Genomic DNA, 16,834 nt, shown 5'->3' with positions numbered 1-16,834 from the left:
CGGCCGCCTAGCCCTCCGCCCCGGCTCCCGCCCGGTATTTCCCGGCACGCCGCACCAGACGGTCGCCCGCGGGGAGCTCCTTCACCCGGGCCAGCTCGTACTCGATGGCGACCGCCATCCGCTCGCAGAAGGCCCTGCCCTCCTCGGCCGCGTCGGGCCGCTCGTCGACCACGTGGTCGACGACGCCCCGGTCGACGAGGGCGGCGACCTTGACGCCCTGCGCCTCGGCCATCTCCGGGGCGCGGTCGACCGTGCGGTGCACGATGGCGCTCGCACCCTCCGGCGGCAGCGGCGACAGCCAGGCGTGCTCGGCGGCGATGGTGCTGTCGGCCGGCAGCAGTGCGAGCGCGCCACCCCCGGCGCCCTGACCGAGGAGCACGGAGACCGACGGCGACGCCAGCCCGATGAGATCGTGCAGCGAGCGGGCGATCTCGCCCGCCAGCCCGCCCTCCTCCGCCTCCTTCGACAGATCCGCGCCCGCGGTGTCGATCACCGTGAGCAGGGGCAGGCCGAGTTCCTCGGCGAGCTTCATGCCGCGTCGCGCCTCGCGCAGCGACGCCGGCCCCAGTCCGGACTCCCCCACGAGGCGCGGCCGCTGGTGCCCGAGCACGATGCAGGGCTGCCCGCCGAAGCGTGCCAGTGCCAGGAGGAGCCCGGGATCCTTCTCCCCCTGGCCCGTGCCGTTCAGCGGCAGGACGTCCCGCGCCCCGTAGGCGAGCAGCCGGCGCAGATCGGGACGCCGGCGGTTCCGCGAGACGAGGATGGAGGTCCAGGCGTCGCCGCCGCCGGGCCGGGACGACACTGTGGACGGCGCGTCAGGCGCCGTCGGGCTGCCCGCGAGCAGCACGCTCAACGCCTTGTCGACGATCCCCGCGAGGTGTTCGGGCGGCACCACCGCGTCGATCAGACCCTTGTCGAACAGGTTCTCCGCGGTCTGCACCCCCCTCGGGAACGGCCGGCCGTACAGCGCCTCGTAGACACGGGGGCCGAGGAAGCCGAGCAGCGCCCCCGGCTCCGCGACGGTCACGTGCCCCAGGGAACCCCAGGACGCCATGACGCCGCCGGTGGTGGGGTGCCTGAGGTAGACGAGGTACGGCAGCCCGGCCTGCCGGTGCGCCCGCACCGCGCCGGTGATGTCCACCATCGACAGGAACGCGGGCGTCCCCTCCTGCATGCGGGTCCCGCCCGACGCCGGTCCGGCCAGGAGGGGCAGCCGCTCCCGGGTGGCCCTGAGGACCGCCGAGGTGATCCGGTGTGCTGCGGCGGCGCCGATCGATCCGGCGAGGAACGTGAACTCCGAGACGATGACGGCCACGCGCCGGCCGTGGATGAGCCCCTCGCCCGTCAGCACGGATTCGTCCGCCCCGCTCTTCTCCCTGGCCCGGTGCAACTCCTCCCGATAGGACGCCGCGATCCCCGGGTAGGCCGCCGGGACCGGCGTGTCCCAGGACGCGAACGATCCGGTGTCCAGCACGGCCTCGATGAGCTCCCGCGCCGTGAGGTGCCGGACCGGAGCCGACGCCGTCACGCTCCGGTACCTCCCGGGACGGACCCGGAGAGCCAGGCGCGGATGGCGTCCCCGTCGCCGTCGAGCAGGGGCGGCGCCGTGTGGCCGGTGAGGGTCGTCTCGGCGTCGCCGTCGAAGAACCGCAGGGGTGGCCCGGGCAGGGCGATGTCGCCGAGGACGGGGTGCTGGACGGTCAGGAGCAGCCCCTGCGAGTGCACCTGCTCCCAGGCGTAGACCTCGTCGAGGGTGCGGACCTTGCCCGCCGGGATGCCGGCGTCGTTGAGCTTCGCCAGCAGGGGTTCCGCCTCGTAGGCCGAGAACGCGTCCTCGACGACGCCGATCAGCTCGTCGCGGTTGCGCACGCGGTCCGCGTTGGTCGCGAACTCTGCGCGGCCCGCGTCGAGTCCGAAGGCGGCGGTGAAGGTGGCCCACAGCTTCTCGCTGCCCACGCTGATCTGGACCTTCCCCCCGCGGCAGTTGAACAGGCCGTACGGGGCGATCGAGGGGTGGTGGTTGCCCTGGGCGCGCGGCACCTCGCCGGCCACCGTGGTGCGTGTGCCCTGGAAGGCATGGACGCCGATGATCGCGGCGAGCAGCGACGTGCGCACCACCTGCCCCCGGCCCGTCCGCTCCCGTTCGAGCAGGGCCGCGACGGCACCGTACGCCCCGTACATGCCGGACAGCAGGTCGGCGATGGGGACCCCGACGCGCTGGGGGTTGTCGGGATCGGGCCCGGTGACGGACATGAGGCCGGCCTCGCCCTGGACGATCTGGTCGTAGCCGCTGCGCCTGGCCTCGGGGCCGTCGTGCCCGAACCCGGTGATGGAGAGGATGACCAGGCCGGGGTTCAGCTCGTGCATGGCATCCGTGGAGAACCCGAGCCGGTCGAGGACCCCGGGCCGGAAGTTCTCGACCACGACGTCGGCTCGGCGCAGCAGTTCCGTGAGCACCGCCCTGCCGTCGTCGCTCTTGAGGTCCAGCGCGATCGATTCCTTGTTCCGGTTGCAGGACAGGAAGTAGGTGGCCTGGCGGTCGTCCTCCGGGCCGACGAAGGGCGGACCCCAGCCACGGGTGTCGTCCCCGGTACCCGGTGTCTCGACCTTGATCACGCGGGCGCCGAGGTCACCGAGCATCATGCCGGCGTGCGGCCCGGCAAGTGCCCGGCTGAGGTCGACGACGAGGCGCCCGGACAGTGGACCGCCGCGCTCCCCGCGCTCGCTCCCGCTTCGTTCCTGTGGTGCGTCGCTCATGTTTCCTCCGGGTGGTTCGTGCGGTCTGGTCGGACGGGTGGACGGCTCAGAGCCAGCCGGGCACCACGAGGACGAGCCAGGCGATGATCGGACCGGCGACGACCACGAGGGCCCCGTACCCGAGGATCTGCTTGTAGAAGCGGTCCTTGTCCGTGCCCTCGGGGGCGTTGGCGAGCACGAGTGCGCCGTTGGTGGAGAACGGCGAGACGTCCACGATCGTCGAGGACACGGCGAGGGCGCAGACGACGCCGACCGCACTCACGGCGCCTGTCTCGAGGAACGGGATGGCCAGCGGGATCAGGGCTGCGAGGATGGCCGTCGACGAGGCGAAGGCGGAGACGACGGCGCCGATGTAGCAGATGAGCAGGGCGGCGAGCAGCGGAGCGCCGAGTCCGGCGACGCCGTCGGACACGTACTCGATGGTCCCCGCCTCGGTGAGCACACCCACGAACGTGAGCATCCCGCAGATGAGCAGCACGGTGGACCAGGCGATCTTGTTGACCGCACCGCTCTGGGCCTTGGGCGAGATCAGCGCGAGGAGGACGGCGACCGTGATGGCGACGAATCCGACGTCGACCTGGAATCCGAGGGCGATCACGGCGAGCGCGATGAGGCCGAGGATGGTGGCGGCCTGCGAGATGCGGTCCTCGCGGGACTTCACGGCGACGGCGCCGTCGCCGGCGGGGTCACGCGGTCCGTAGGTGCCGCTGCCGGTGCCCTTGTAGGCGACGTCGGCCCTGCGGGCTCCCGGGCTGGCGTTCAGGCGGGCCTCGGCGGCCTCCTCGACGAAGTGGGAGATGCGCGAGGACAGGAGCGTGCGGCCGCCGAGGACGATGAAGAGGACGACGGCGATCAGCAGGTTGAAGATGAAGCTCGACAGGAACACGGCGAGCGGGCTCGACTCGAAGCCGGACTCACCGACGATGTCGTTCACGATCACCCCGTACACCGCGATGGGCGAGAAGCCGCCGGCCTGTGCGCCGTGGACCACCATCATGCCCATGAGCAGCGGTGAGATCTTGTGGCGTGCCGCGAAGCCGAGTGCGACGGGCGCCATGATCGCGACGGCCGCGGGACCGAGCGCGCCGACGGCGGTGATGACGGCCGTGATGAGGAACATGACCCACGGGATGAGTGCCACGCGGTTGCGGACGAGCTTCACGGCCCCCTGCACGAGCAGGTCGATGGTGCCGTTGTTCTGGGCGATGGCGAACAGGTAGGTGACCCCGACGAGGGTGAGGAACAGCCCGCCGGGGAACTCGGCGATGATGTCGTCGGTCTCCATCCCCAGGACGACGGCGCCGAGCAGGAAGGCCCCCACGAAGGCGAGGGCTCCCATGTTGATGGGCAGCAGGGTGGCTATCAGGAACATCGCCGCAAGGATGATGATCGATAGGAGTGGAGCGGACATCATTATCCTCCAGCGGGCGACGGACGGTTCGACGAGCCTGTGATCTGAGTTACAGGACTACTGGCCTAGCCTGTAGGAGAGTGGGTGTCCCTGTCAATCGTTCACCGGTAGCATGGGCCCACCACTATCCGGGGAGAACAGGGATGACCGACGCCGTTGATCCGCAACCCTTGGGGCGCCTTGCGCGTCCTCGGCTGTACGAACAGCTGGTCGAGCAGCTGCTGGGCTACATCGAGTCCGCGAGGCTCCGCCCGGGAGACCTCCTCCCCGCGGAGCGGGATCTCGCCGAGCGCCTCGGGGTCTCGCGGGCGACGCTCGCCCAGGCGCTCGTGGCCCTCGAGGTCCTCGGTGTCATCGACGTCCAGCACGGCACCGGTGCGGTTCTCCGGCACCGCGCGAGTGTCGCGAGCGTCATCAAGGGGCTGCGCGAGCACCGGAGCCGCCTGCCCGACATCGTGGAGGCCCGCAGCACCCTGGAGGTGAGGCTCGCGGCCCTGGCAGCCGAGCGGCGCACGGACGCCGATCTCGCGGCCATCGAGGACGCGCTCCGGACGATGCAGGCGGAGATCGACGACGGCGACCGCGGCGCCCACGGCGACGAGCTGTTCCACCAGGCCGTGACCGGGGCCGCCCACTCCCCCGTGATGGCGCAGCTCATGGCGTTCATCGGCGAGATGGTCCTCGAGACCCGCCTCGAATCGCTCGCCCAGCCGGGCAGGCCGGAGCAGTCGCTCGTATCGCACAGGGGTATCGCCGAGGCCATCCGGGCGCGGGACGCCGCCGCGGCCGCCGATGCCATGCAGCGCCACATCGAACTCGTCTCGGACGTCGCCCTGCTGCAGTAGCAGGCAGCGGCCCGGCCGGCAACGACGACGGCCGGCCCCTCCAGGGAGCCGGCCGTCGTCGTCCGGGTGCCTGCGGCGGGAGGTCAGGCCTCCGAGACCTGCGCCGCGAGGTTCGCGAGCGTGGAATCCAGCGCCTCCCGCGGCACGGCCGGGAAGCCGATGGTCTTCAGGAGCTCCTTGTCGGTCACGGCGGACCAGTCGTAGCTCACCGACACCTCGGTGGAACCGGGGCCGGAGGGCTGCAGCTCCCAGATCCACTCCCAGCCCGGCGGGACCTCACCGGCGGGCGCGGTCTTCCAGGCGAGGAGCTTGTTCGGGTCGTAGCCGACCACGTGGTTGTCCGTCTGGTAGTCGCCGCCCATCTTGTCCCAGGTCTGGTTCATGGTGAACGTCTGGCCCACGGCGGTGATGCGGTCGGACTTGCTGTCCGACTGCACCATGCCCGAGCCGTCGAGCGCTGCATGGTGGGCGGGATCGGACAGGAAGTGGAAGATCGCATCGGCTGGTGCGTCGATCGTCCGGGTCGCTGAGATACGGGACTCCGTCATGCGTCGTTCTCCTTCTGGTCGTGGGCGCGCGGCTCTACTGGGCGTCGTCCGGCGAGGATTCGTCGAGGGTCCAGCCGGTGATGGACTCGAGGTCCTTCCCGGCATCGCGCGTGTACTGCCACGCACGCTGACGCTGGTCCTGCAGGTCCTGCCGGAGACGGGCCTGCGTCGCTCCGAGAGTCGGCACGCGATCGATGACGTCCATGGCCAGCTGGAACCTGTCGATCTGGTTCAGCATCGCCATGTCGAACGGCGTCGTCGTCGTGCCTTCCTCCTTGTAACCCCTAACATGCAGGTTCTCGTGGTTGTTCCGACGGTAGGCCAGGCGATGGATGAGCCACGGGTACCCGTGATAGGCGAAGACCACGGGTTTCGACGTCGTGAACAACGTGTCGAAGTCCCGGGCCGACAGCCCGTGCGGATGCTCCGTGCTGTCCTGCAGGCGCATGAGGTCCACGACGTTCACCACGCGGATCTTCAGACCGGGGACGGCTGCCCTGAGCAGTCCCGCCGCGGCGACCGCCTCGAGCGTGGGGACGTCGCCCGCGCAGCCGAGGACCACGTCCGGCTCCACCCCCGGTTCCTCGGAGCCCGCGAAGTCGAGGATCCCGATGCCGCGCCTCACGTGCAGGTGCGCCTCCTCGGGCCCGAACCAGGTGGGAGTGGGCTGCTTGCCCGTCACGATCACGTTGACTGTGTCGCGCGTCTGCATGCAGTGCTCGGTCACGGCGAGCATCGTGTTGGCGTCCGGCGGGAGGTAGACCCGGATGATGTCCGCCTTCTTGTTGACCACGTGGTCGATGAACCCGGGATCCTGGTGCGAGAAGCCGTTGTGGTCCTGCTGCCACACGTGGCTCGACAGCATGTAGTTGAACGACGCGATGGGCATGCGCCAGGACAGCGTGCGGTGCACCTTGAGCCATTTCGCGAACTGGTTGAACATCGAGTCGACGATGTGCACGAAGGCTTCGTAGCAGTTGAACACCCCGTGGCGGCCGGTCAGCAGGTAGCCCTCGAGCCAGCCCTGGCAGAGGTGCTCGCTGAGGACCTCCATGACGCGTCCCGAGCGGGCCAGGTGCTCGTCCACGTCCTCGATGCGCGGTTCCCACACCTTGTCCGTCACCTCGTAGACCGCGGAGAGGCGGTTGGACGCCGTCTCGTCCGGACCGAACAGGCGGAAGTTGTGCGGATTGCGCTCGATGACGTCCCGCAGGTAGCCGCCCACGGTCGTCATGGGACTCACCTTCTCCCCGCCGGGACGCGTCACGGGTACGGCGTGGTCCGCGTACGAGGGCAGCACGAGGTCGCGGAGGAGCCGGCCGCCGTTCGCATAGGGGGTCGCGCTCATGCGCAGGTCGCCCTCGGGCGCGAGCGCCGCGATCTCGGGCCGCAGTGACCCCTCCTCGGTGAACAGGGATGACGGGTCGTAGGACCGCATCCACTCCTCGAGCTGGTGCAGGTGCTGTTCGTTGTCGTGGATCTCCGAGAGCGGTACCTGATGGGACCGCCAGGTCCCCTCCACCGGCTTGCCGTCCACCTCGGCGGGGCCGGTCCAGCCCTTCGGCGAGCGCAGCACGATCATGGGCCAGCGGGCCGCGGCGGCGTCCGCGCCTGCCGGCGAGGTACGGGCCCGGTCCTGGATGGCGTGGATGTCGTCGATGCAGGCGTCGAGGACGGCGGCGAAGTCGCGGTGGGCGTCCTCGGTGGCACCAGGATCGGACACCGTGACGAAGTGCGCCTCGTAGCCGTAGCCGTACATCAGCTGCCGGAGCTGCTCCTCGGGCATCCTGGCCAGCACCGTGGGGTTGGCGATCTTGTACCCGTTGAGGTGCAGGATCGGCAGTACCGCGCCGTCCACCGCGGGATCCACGAAGCTGCTCGAGTGCCAGCTCGTGGCCAGCGGTCCCGTCTCGGCTTCGCCGTCGCCCACCACGGCGGCGGCGATGAGGGAGGGGTTGTCGAAGACGGCGCCGTAGGCGTGGGCGAGCGTGTAGCCGAGTTCCCCGCCCTCGTGGATGGACCCCGGGGATTCCGGGGCGGCGTGGGACGGGATGCCGCCGGGGTAGCTGAACTGCTTGAACAGGGCGTTCAGCCCCACCCCGTCCTTGCCGATGGAGGAATATATCTCGGAGTAGGTCCCCTCCAGCCAGGCGTTGGCCACGTTGGCGGGCCCGCCGTGGCCCGGCCCGGTGACGAACAGCATCTCCTGCCTCCGCTCGGAGATGACCCGGTTGAGATGGGTGTAGACGAAGTTCAGCCCCGGTGTGGTGCCCCAGTGGCCCAGCAATCGCGCCTTCACGTCCTCGCCCGCGAGCGGACGCGTGAGCAGGGCGTTGTCCCGCAGGTAGATCTGGCCGACCGAGACGTAGTTGGCGGCGCGCCACCACGCGTCCAGTGCCGGGATATCAAGACTTGCCATGTGTGCCTCCTGGATGGTGCAACGGGACGGTGCGGATCTCAGAGTTCGACGACGACGTCGGACGGCGTCTTGTCGGGTCGCCAGCCCCGCCACACGGGGTGCCGCAGGCGGCCGGTCCCGGTGTGCTCGCTGTACTGGACTTCGCCGACGAGGGCGGGCCGCACCCAGTGCGCATCGGATGCGTCGGCGCCGGGCACGTCGTCGAGCGGGGCGGTCTTCCGTGCCAGCTTCCTGAGCCTGGACCCCACCTCGGCGAGGTCGCGCTCGGTGAGCCCGGACCCCACGCGGCCCACGTAGCGGAGGTCGACGCCGTCGGGGACGGCGACCAGCAGGGAACCGATCTTCGCCGCCCGGTTGCCCTTCCCGGGCCGCCAGCCCACCACCACGACCTCCTGCGTGTGGAGGTGCTTGATCTTCACCCACGACGCCGACCGCGTCCCGGGCTGGTAGTCGCTCGTGAGGCGCTTGGCCATGATGCCCTCGAGGCCCAGCTGGCGGCTCGCCTCGACGGCTTCCGCGAGCGTCGCGTCGAGGGCCGGCGGAACCTGGACGTGGCCGTCCTCCGCCTCCTCGACCGCCTTCTCGAGCAGCTCCCGCCGCTGGCAGTAGTCCAGCCCGGTGAGGTCGTTGCCCTCGAGTTCCAGGAGGTCGAAGAGCATGAAGCGCACGGGGGTCTTCCGGCGCGCGTCGTCGATCTCCGCCCGATGGGTCAGCTTCATGCGGGTCTGCAGGAGACCGAAGTCGGGGCGGCCCTTCGCGTTCAGGGCCACGATCTCGCCGTCGAGCACGGCGCTGTCCGCACTCAGGTACTCACCGAGGTCCCCGAGTTCCGGGTAGGTCGCGGTGGTGTCGATCCCGTTCCGGCTGGCCAGGGTGACGGCGCCGTCCTTCACCAGCGCGATGCAGCGGACGCCGTCCCACTTCATCTCGTAGGCCCAGTCGTCGGGGTCGGGGATGGCCTGCTCCGAGCCGAGGGTGGCGAGCATGGGACGGACGGGACCCGGAGCCCGGACAGGAGCGGGAGGGTCGATGCTCTGCACCTCTACGGGCGGGGTGTCGCCGCCGTCCGCCGGGACCGGTGGCGACGCGCCGGGGTCGTGCGGGGAGTCCTGCCGGGCCTCGGCCGGCTGGTCCTTCATGAGGTGGATCAGCCAGTTGCTCCTGCCGTTCGGCCCGCCGCCGGTGTTGATGAGCGCGTAGCGGCGGATAGCGGTCCCGCCGCGGGCCAGTCCGCCGTCGGGCCTGCCGTGGAGTGTGCAGATGACCTCCTTGCCCTCACGCCACTTCTCGAGCTCGTAGGTGCCCGCATCCCAGATCGAGACCTCCCCCGCGCCGTATTCCCCCTTCGGAATAGTTCCGTGGAAGGAGCCGTAGTCGAGGGGATGGTCCTCGGTCTGCACGGCCAGGTGGTTCCTGCTGGGCGTCAGGGGCGGTCCTTTCGGGAGAGCCCAGGAGACGAGCACGCCCTCATGCTCCAGCCGGAAGTCGTAGTGCAGGCGGCGGGCGTGGTGCTCCTGGATCACGAAGCTGTTGCCACCCGCCGGGCCCACGGCCTCGGGTACGGGCTCCGGTGTCTTCGCTGCGTCGCGCATCGCCCGGTAGGTGGAGAGCCGGTCCGTCGGTGCGCTTCCCCTCTCTCCTGCGCCGGTCGCGGGTGGGGTCGCGGCGGCGAGGATGTCGCCGAGGGATCCGATCCGCTGCAGGACGGCGCGGTAGTCGAGGTGCCCGAGGTCGACGTCGTCGAGTTCCTCCCAGGTGCGCGGCGCGGCGACGGTCGGCTCGAAGCGGCCGCGCAGCGAGTACGGGCTGACCGTCGTCTTGTTGGCGTGGTTCTGGCTCCAGTCCACGAGCACCCTGCCCGTCCGCAGCGCCTTCTTCATGTCGCTGACCGCGAGGTCGGGATGGTCGGCCTCGAGGGCCCGGGCGAGTTCGTGGGCGACGGCGGACACCTGCTCGGAGGTCAGCCGGCCGTCGAGGGCGCAGTACAGGTGGATGCCCTTCGATCCGCTCGTGACGGGGAACGGTTCCAGCCCCATGCCCTGCAGGATCGGCCGGGCCAGCCGGGCGATCTCGGCGCACTCCGCGAGACCCACGCCGTCGCCCGGGTCGAGGTCCAGCACGAGGCGGTCGGGATTCCCCCTGGCGCCGTCGGCGTCGAAGCGCCACTGCGGCACGTGGAGCTCCAGGGCGGCGATCTGCCCCAGCCAGGTGAGCGTCGCGAGGTCGTCGACCAGGGGGTAGACGTTCGTGTGGTCCTTGTGCCGGATCGCGTTGCGCGGCACCCAGGCCGGCGCATTGTCGTCGATGTTCTTCTGGAAGAACACCTCGCCGGGCTCCTCCGGCGTCCCCACGCCGTGCACCCACCGCTTCCGCGTCAGCGGCCGGTGGCTCGCATGGCGGATCAGGTGGGGTGCCACGGCTGCGTAGTAGGCCAGGACGTCGGCCTTGGTGGTCCCCGTCGCGGGGTAGAGCACCTTGTCCAGGCTGGACAGCCGGAGCGTGCGCCCCTCCACCGTGACGGTCTGCTGCCGTGCTGAGCGAGGGGGGGCCATCCCCCCAGTCTTGACCGGATGCCGGTGGTGGTCCAGTACCGATTCGGTCGGAACACCCGGCTGGAGGCGGCAGGGATTGTGTCCTAGTCGGCGAACTGCTCGCGGTAACGCTCGACGTAGACATCCCACAGCGCCGGGTCCTGCCCGAGGTTGCGCTTGTTCAGGAAGTCGTCGAGTCCGGCGATGGTGAGGTGCCACCCTGCCGCCATGGTCGCGGAGTGCCGCGGGCTCCCCGGTGTCAGGAACAGCACGAGCCGGGTCCCGTTGTCGCCCGTCCGGGCCAGTTCCCAGCGCAGACTGTCCTTCTCCCAGGTGTAGGCGAGTACCGACGGCCGCGCCGCCTCGAGCACCTCTCCGCGCAGAGGCTTCTGGTCGGCGTAGCGGAAGAGGATCTCCGCATCCGGGTGCGGCTCGAACTCCATCTCGCAGGGGAACCAGTACTTCAGCTTGTCGGCCTCCGTCAGGTGCTTCCACAGCACGGTCGGCGGGAACGCGAACTGGAACTCCAGGCGCAGCACCGTACCGCCGTCGTCGCTGGTCGTCTTGCTGACAATGGGCTCTACGGTCTCGGAAGTCACCTCCCAAGTCTAGGGCCGGCCCGCCCGCCTCCTCTGGCCCACTAAGCCTGCTTGGTGTTCACTTGACCCATGAGAGCCATCTGGAAGGGCGCGGTCGCGTTCGGGCTGGTCAACGTGCCGGTGAAGGTCTACAGCGCCACCGAGGACCACGACATCTCCCTGCACCAGGTGCACGACGAGGACGGCGGCCGCATCCGCTACCAGCGGCGCTGCGAGATCTGCGGCGAGGTCGTGGATTTCAAGCACATCGACAAGGCGTACGACGACGGCGAGCACACCGTGGTCCTCACAGACGAGGACCTCTCGTCACTGCCGGTGGAGCGGAGCCGGGAGATCGACGTGGTGGAGTTCGTGCCGAGCGACCAGATCGATCCGATCATGTTCGACCGCGCCTACTACCTCGAACCCGACAGCACCTCGACCAAGGCCTACGTCCTGCTGCGGCGCACGCTCGAGGAGACGGACCGGACCGCGATCGTGCAGTTCTCCCTCCGCCAGAAGAGCCGCCTCGCCGCGCTGCGCGTCCGGGGTGACGTCCTCATGCTGCAGACGCTCCTGTGGGACGACGAGGTCCGGGAGGCCTCCTTCCCCGCACTCGAGGAGAAGGTCCGCATCTCCGCCAAGGAGAAGCAGATGTCCGCGGCCCTCGTGGACTCCTTCTCCACCGACTTCGACCCCGAGAACTTCACCGACGAGTACCAGGTCCAGCTGCGCACCCTGATCGACGCGAAGATCGAGAAGGGTGACACCATCAGCACCGAGGAGACGTTCGGGGCCGACGGTGGCGAGGACGACGGCGACAACGTGCTGGACCTCATGGAGGCACTGCGCCGCAGCGTCGAGAAGAACCGCGAGAAGAAGGCCGGAGCCAAGAAGGCGGCCGGCACCTCCAAGCAGAAGGGCGCGTGATGGGTTTCTTCACCGACAGCCTGGGCCGGCAGACCATCGCCCAGAAGCCGAACGCTCCGATCCTGGGCTGGGCACTGCTCGGCGCCGCCTCCTTCGCGGCGCTCGAGGAGAAGAACCGCGGGCGCCTGCGCCTGGCGAGCACCCTCTGCCTGGCGGTCTGGGCGGTCCTCGAGGTCGTCTCCGGGCGGAGCGGCTTCCGGCGGAGCGCGGGCGCGCTGACGCTCTCCTGGCTCTCGCGAAAGGCCTGACGCCTCCGGGTCCTGCCGCTGCCCGGCCCCGGAGCCCCCGCATTCGGAGGAAGCATGGAACACGCACTGGAGCTGAGCGATCTGACCAAGGCGTACGGGTCGCGGCGGGCACTGGACGCCGTATCGCTCCAGGTGTTACCGGCGAGCGTGGTGGGCGTGATCGGCCCGAACGGCGCCGGGAAGACCACCACCATGCGCCTGATCCTCGGCCTGATCAAGCCGACTGCAGGGTCGGTGACCACCCTCGGTGCGGACCCCTGGCGGGCGGGCCCGCGCCTCCGGGAGCGCATCGGGTACCTGCCCGGGGAACTCAGGCTCGACGGCAGGACCACCGGCACGGAGATGCTCGACCACCTCGGACGCATCTCCGGTCCCGTGGACCACGCGTACAGGTCCGAGCTCGTCGAACGCCTCGGTCTCGATCCGTCGCGCCGCATCGGGACGCTGTCGAGGGGCAACAAGCAGAAACTCGGCCTGGTCCAGGCCCTCATGCACCGGCCGGACCTGCTCGTCCTCGACGAGCCCACCTCCGGCCTGGATCCCCTCGTGCAGCGGGAGTTCCTCGCCCTCGTCCGGGACGCGAAGTCGACGGGCCAGGCCGTCTTCCTGTCCTCCCATGTCATCTCCGAGGTGCAGCAGTGCGCCGACCACGTCGCCGTGATCCGGGAGGGGCGCCTCGTCCGTTCGTCACGCGTGGCGGACCTGCGTGACGAGGCGCCCCGTACCGTGCGGCTCGAACTGGAGAGACCGCTGACGCCGGGGCAGGCGGCCGCGCTCCTCGCGGCCGGCCTCGAGGTGGCCGATCCCGGAGTCGACCGGGCGTCCGCCGGGGTCCCTGGAAACGTCGTGGAAGGGCGGTTGTCCGGGTCGCCCGTCGCGCTGATCGACGTCCTCCCGGCCCTCGGGCTCACCGACGTCGTGATCGAGGAACCGGACCTCGAGCAGGCGGTCCTCGGCCTGTACGGCCGGACCCCGACCGCCCCGGCAGGAGCGGCCGGAGCCCGCCATGTCCGCTAGCACCCTGCCCCTCGTCCGGCACACCCTCCGACGCTCCCGCCTCGGGATGGCCGGCTGGTCGGCCGGCCTCGTCGCGGCGAGCCTGCTCTACCTGCCCATCTATCCGTCGATGGGTGCCTCCGGCCAACTCGACTCCGTCGTCTCGTCCCTGCCCCCGGAACTCGTGTCCACCCTGGGCTTCGACTCGATCTCCACGGGCGCGGGATACACGCAGGCGACGCTGCTGGGCCTGATCGGCTTCGTCCTCCTGACGATCGCCGCTGTCGGCTGGGGTGCAGCGGCGATCGGTGGCGAGGAGGAGAGCGGAGCCCTCGAACTCACCCTGGCGCACGGGGTCACACGCCTGCAGGTGGCGCTCGAGGCCGTCCTCTCCCTCGCGCTGCGGATCGCCGTCGTGTGCGCGGTGCTGCTCGCGGCCGTGCTCGCCCTGAACGCCCCGTCCGAGCTCGGCCTCGCCGTCGGCAAGGCCGTCGCGGGTGTCCTCGCCCTGTACCTGCTGAGCCTGCTCAGCGGATCGGCGGCCATCACCGCGGGCGCGGTGACCGGCTCCCGGACCGCCTCGGTGGCCGCCGGGGCTGCGGTGGCGCTCCTGGGCTACGCCTTCAACGCCCTCGGGAACCAGGCGGAAGCCCTGCAGTGGCTGAAGGGCCTCTCCCCCTACGACTGGGTGTTCGGTCCCGCACCGCTGCTCCACGGTTTCTCGACCGGCGCCGGAGCGGGCATGGCGGCCGTGCTCGCCCTGTGCGGCATCCTCGTGCTGGTCGCCGTCGTCGGACTGTCACGCCGGGACGTCGGCCGGTAGCGGGGGCGGCCCGTCACTCCAGCGGGAAGTTCTCCCGGCGCAGCAGCCTCGCCAGATGCTCGGCGTTGCGGACGACGCCCGCGGTCGTCGTCGCCACCACGTCGGGGACCTCGGCGAGGTCCTTGAAGTCGACGGCCTGCATCGCCTCGCCCACCCAGTAGGTGGAGCCCTGGGACGGCAGGGAGAAACCGATGTCGTTCAGGCCCTGCATCATGTCGGCGATCGTCTTGTGCGCGCCGTCCTCATTGCCCACGACGGCCACCACCGCGACCTTGCCCGCCATCACGGGCCGGCCCTCCTCGTCCGTCTCCGCGATGTCGGCGTCCAGCCGCTCCATCACGCGCTGCGCGAGGCTCGACGGGTGGCCCACCCAGATGGGGGTGGACAGCACGAGGATGTCGGCGGCGAGGATCTTCTCGCGGAGGATCGGCCACTCGTCGCCGTCGCCCATGTCCTTCTGCACGCCGGGTGCCACGTGGTGGTCGACCACGCGGGCGCTGGACGTCGCGATTCCCCGCTCCGCGAAGCGGTCGAGGATGTGCCGGGCCATCAGGTCGGAACTGGACGGCCCCGGCGATGGGGTGAGGCTGCACACGAGCGCGAAGGCTGTCAGGTCGGTCACGGGTACTCCTTGATGTCGGAACTGCCGGATGATGCGGAGGTCTGAGGGAGTTCGGGGCCGGGCGTCCCGCCGGGGGTGCCCGCGGTCGACGCCGGTCAGGCCCGCAGGACCCCGGGCAGTTCCCCGACGGACGCGACCTCGTGGTCGGGCGGCGTCATGACGGTCGGATACGGGCCGCCGTCACGGTTCAGCCAGACCGTCTTCAGGCCGGCACGCGCGGCGCCGTCGATGTCCCAGGGATGCACGGCGACCAGCACGACGTCGCCCGCCGCCTTTCCGAGGGTCTCGAGGGCGTGGGCGTAGGACTCCCGCGCGGGCTTCCACCGGGCGGCGTCCGCCACGGAGAGGACAGCGGCGATCTGCCCCCCGACTCCGGCCCGCTCCAGCAGGCCCGCCGCCGTTGCCGCTGCCCCGTTGGTGAGCACGGCGACACCGAAGCCCTCGAGTGCGAGCGCGCGGATGCCGTCCGCCACGTCGGGATGGACCGGCAGCTCCTGCAGCGCCGTCATCACATGCGTCACCGCATCGTCGAGGTCCCGGTTCAGCACCTGGTCCGCGAGAACCACCCGTAGGGCGCCCTCGGCGACGTCGCCGAAGGCCGGGTTACGCCCGACGGCGGTCAGTGCGAAGCCGTCCCGGAGCACCGAGGCGAACCACAGGGCGGCCAGTTGCGGGGGTGCACCGACCTCCTCGAAGTGCTGGGACATGCGGCCCATGTCCGAGAGCGTCCCGTTGACGTCGAACAGCACCAGCGGCAACGCCATTACTGGCGGTACCCCTCCACCTGGCTGATCGGCCGGGCATCGGCGTCGGCCGGGTCCTCACCGGCGTCCGCCTTCGCCCGGCGCTGGCGGAGCAGGTCCCAGCACTGGTCGAGGTCCTCCTCGACCCGCTTCAGCCGGGCCGCGTGGTCCTGGTGCTCGGCCCCGGCTCCGGCGTCCTGGGGCTGTTCGCGGAGGTCGTGCTCTTCCTGCACGAGTGCCTGGATACGCTGGAGGATGTCCTGGTTGTCCATGGTTCGGTCCCTTTCGTCGTCGCCGTGCCGGCGCCGGTGGATGATCAGCAGGCTTTCCTTCAGGCTACTGAGGCGACGGACCGATGACCAGCGCCGGCCTCCGCCCCGGCCCGGTGCAGCAGGGGAATTTGGCGCACCGCCCGGATGGCCTAAGCTGTTGGAGAACCAATTGCCTGTGTAGCTCAGTCTGGTAGAGCATCCGCTTCACACGCGGAAGGCCCGGGGATCGAGGCCCCGCGCAGGCACGAGGATCGGCTGGAGACAGCACCCGGGAAGGCCCGTACCGATACGTCGGTACGGGCCTTTCCTGCGTCCATGGGAGTTCGTCCTGGGCGAACAGATTTTGTTAGCACTCTCCTGGGTCGAGTGCTAACATTTTTCCTAGTTGAGCGGAGGGCGCTCAACCTTGGAGAACCGACCACCTGCCGGTGGCATCTGTGAAGGAGTTGTTTCCAGTGGCCATGAAGTTCGATCCATTCCGCGAGCTGGACCGCGTTGCCGGCGCCCTGCTGGAGAACCGTCCCGGACTCCGTCTCATGCCGATGGACCTCTACCGCGAGAAGGACCACTACATCGTCTCCGCGGACCTTCCGGGCATCGACCCCGGATCGGTCGACATCGACGTCGACGGCCAGCTCCTGACCATCCGCGCGGAGCGTACGCTGCGTGGCGCGGAAGGCGTCAAGTGGCTGACCCGCGAGCGCGAGAGCGGCTCGTTCCTGCGCCAGCTCAATCTCGGTCAGGGCATCGACACCGAGGGCATCTCCGCCCGGTACGAGAACGGCGTGCTCAACGTGATGATCCCGGTCAGCGCACGCGCGAAGCCACGCAAGATCGAGGTCGTCAGCGGAGAGTTCTCCGCGCCGGTCGAGTCCACGGCGGTCGAATCCCCGGCGGTCGAATCCACGGAGCCCGGTGCAGGGCACCAGGAAGCCGTCGAGGCGTAGCACCCCGGTAGCGGGGGGGGGGGGGGGGGGGGGGGGGGGGGGGGGGGGGGGGGGGGAGGGGGAGGGGGGGGGGGGGGGGGGTAGGCAAAGAGTGGAGTGCAGTGAGTACAGGCACGGGTCATCCACTTGTGGACGACTTTGAGCTTCATCCTTCGGGCTTCATT

16 protein-coding genes and 1 tRNA gene are annotated in these 16,834 nt (G+C 70.3%); 7 read left to right on the top strand and 10 right to left on the bottom strand.

What is annotated here, in order from left to right; all coding sequences use genetic code 11:
* Positions 1–7 precede the first annotated feature (7 nt).
* The 3 genes from ACX80L_RS07715 to ACX80L_RS07705 are packed head-to-tail and all read right to left on the bottom strand — an operon-like array spanning position 8 to position 4,168.
* The gene (locus ACX80L_RS07715; protein ID WP_459288837.1) at positions 8–1,528 is read right to left on the bottom strand and encodes a carboxyl transferase domain-containing protein; all 1,521 of its coding nucleotides are present in this window, start codon (positions 1,526–1,528) and stop codon (positions 8–10) included.
* On the bottom strand, positions 1,525–2,757 hold the full coding sequence (locus tag ACX80L_RS07710) for a CaiB/BaiF CoA transferase family protein (RefSeq protein WP_459288835.1): 1,233 nt from the start codon (positions 2,755–2,757) through the stop codon (positions 1,525–1,527). The genes ACX80L_RS07715 and ACX80L_RS07710 overlap by 4 nt, the downstream gene beginning before the upstream one ends.
* Before the next feature lie 46 nt (positions 2,758–2,803).
* The gene (locus ACX80L_RS07705; RefSeq protein ID WP_133080053.1) at positions 2,804–4,168 is read right to left on the bottom strand and encodes an SLC13 family permease; all 1,365 of its coding nucleotides are present in this window, start codon (positions 4,166–4,168) and stop codon (positions 2,804–2,806) included.
* 143 nt (positions 4,169–4,311) lie between these two features.
* Here ACX80L_RS07705 and ACX80L_RS07700 point away from each other — a divergent pair, with 143 nt between their 5' ends.
* Entirely contained in the window at positions 4,312–5,013 is a 702-nt protein-coding gene (locus ACX80L_RS07700) for a FadR/GntR family transcriptional regulator (protein WP_459288833.1), read from the top strand.
* Between the two features lie 83 nt (positions 5,014–5,096).
* Here the strand turns inward: ACX80L_RS07700 and ACX80L_RS07695 are convergent, their stop codons facing one another.
* The 4 genes from ACX80L_RS07695 to ACX80L_RS07680 form a co-directional block, all read right to left on the bottom strand.
* Entirely contained in the window at positions 5,097–5,561 is a 465-nt protein-coding gene (locus ACX80L_RS07695; protein ID WP_459268442.1) for an SRPBCC family protein, read from the bottom strand.
* Between the two features lie 34 nt (positions 5,562–5,595).
* On the bottom strand, positions 5,596–7,980 hold the full coding sequence (locus ACX80L_RS07690; protein ID WP_459288831.1) for a phosphoketolase family protein: 2,385 nt from the start codon (positions 7,978–7,980) through the stop codon (positions 5,596–5,598).
* Between the two features lie 38 nt (positions 7,981–8,018).
* Positions 8,019–10,532, bottom strand: a complete 2,514-nt coding sequence (locus ACX80L_RS07685) for an ATP-dependent DNA ligase (protein WP_459288828.1) — start codon at positions 10,530–10,532, stop codon at positions 8,019–8,021.
* Positions 10,533–10,615: 83 nt separating this feature from the next.
* Positions 10,616–11,110: an SRPBCC domain-containing protein gene (locus ACX80L_RS07680; RefSeq protein ID WP_208739074.1), complete on the bottom strand. Its 495-nt coding sequence runs from the start codon at positions 11,108–11,110 to the stop codon at positions 10,616–10,618.
* A gap of 69 nt (positions 11,111–11,179) precedes the next feature.
* On the opposite strand from ACX80L_RS07680, the gene ku reads away from it, so the two are divergent.
* From ku to ACX80L_RS07660, 4 genes are read left to right on the top strand one after another with little or no spacing between them, the layout of a single operon-like run.
* Positions 11,180–12,019, top strand: coding sequence for a non-homologous end joining protein Ku (gene ku, locus ACX80L_RS07675; protein WP_459268446.1), 840 nt, complete (start codon positions 11,180–11,182; stop codon positions 12,017–12,019).
* Positions 12,019–12,267 (top strand): hypothetical protein, encoded by a 249-nt coding sequence (locus ACX80L_RS07670; RefSeq protein ID WP_133080046.1) that lies wholly within the window; start codon positions 12,019–12,021, stop codon positions 12,265–12,267. Before ku ends, ACX80L_RS07670 begins: the two co-directional genes overlap by 1 nt.
* A gap of 54 nt (positions 12,268–12,321) precedes the next feature.
* Entirely contained in the window at positions 12,322–13,284 is a 963-nt protein-coding gene (locus tag ACX80L_RS07665) for an ABC transporter ATP-binding protein (protein WP_459288826.1), read from the top strand.
* Positions 13,274–14,086 carry an ABC transporter permease subunit gene (locus ACX80L_RS07660; RefSeq protein ID WP_133080044.1) on the top strand — a complete coding sequence of 271 codons (813 nt, stop codon included), beginning with the start codon at positions 13,274–13,276 and terminating at the stop codon, positions 14,084–14,086. The genes ACX80L_RS07665 and ACX80L_RS07660 overlap by 11 nt, the downstream gene beginning before the upstream one ends.
* 13 nt (positions 14,087–14,099) lie before the next feature.
* Here ACX80L_RS07660 and ACX80L_RS07655 read toward each other — a convergent pair whose 3' ends face one another.
* The 3 genes from ACX80L_RS07655 to ACX80L_RS07645 form a co-directional block, all read right to left on the bottom strand.
* Entirely contained in the window at positions 14,100–14,708 is a 609-nt protein-coding gene (locus ACX80L_RS07655) for a flavodoxin family protein (protein WP_208740142.1), read from the bottom strand.
* Positions 14,709–14,803: 95 nt separating this feature from the next.
* Positions 14,804–15,472 carry a haloacid dehalogenase type II gene (locus tag ACX80L_RS07650; RefSeq protein WP_208740143.1) on the bottom strand — a complete coding sequence of 223 codons (669 nt, stop codon included), beginning with the start codon at positions 15,470–15,472 and terminating at the stop codon, positions 14,804–14,806.
* Positions 15,472–15,723, bottom strand: coding sequence for a DUF2630 family protein (locus ACX80L_RS07645; RefSeq protein ID WP_133080041.1), 252 nt, complete (start codon positions 15,721–15,723; stop codon positions 15,472–15,474). The genes ACX80L_RS07650 and ACX80L_RS07645 overlap by 1 nt, the downstream gene beginning before the upstream one ends.
* Positions 15,724–15,894: 171 nt before the next feature.
* Between ACX80L_RS07645 and ACX80L_RS07640 the strand changes: the two genes are divergently transcribed.
* Positions 15,895–15,968: transfer RNA gene (locus ACX80L_RS07640), tRNA-Val, on the top strand.
* Positions 15,969–16,184: 216 nt separating this feature from the next.
* Positions 16,185–16,670 carry an Hsp20/alpha crystallin family protein gene (locus ACX80L_RS07635; protein ID WP_459288823.1) on the top strand — a complete coding sequence of 162 codons (486 nt, stop codon included), beginning with the start codon at positions 16,185–16,187 and terminating at the stop codon, positions 16,668–16,670.
* The last annotated feature ends 164 nt before the right edge of the window (positions 16,671–16,834 follow it).

The sequence above is a fragment of the Arthrobacter sp. MDT1-48-3 genome (assembly GCF_054511015.1).
Note: the sequence above shows the minus strand (reverse complement) of the source record. Positions and strands in the feature narration are given on the sequence as shown.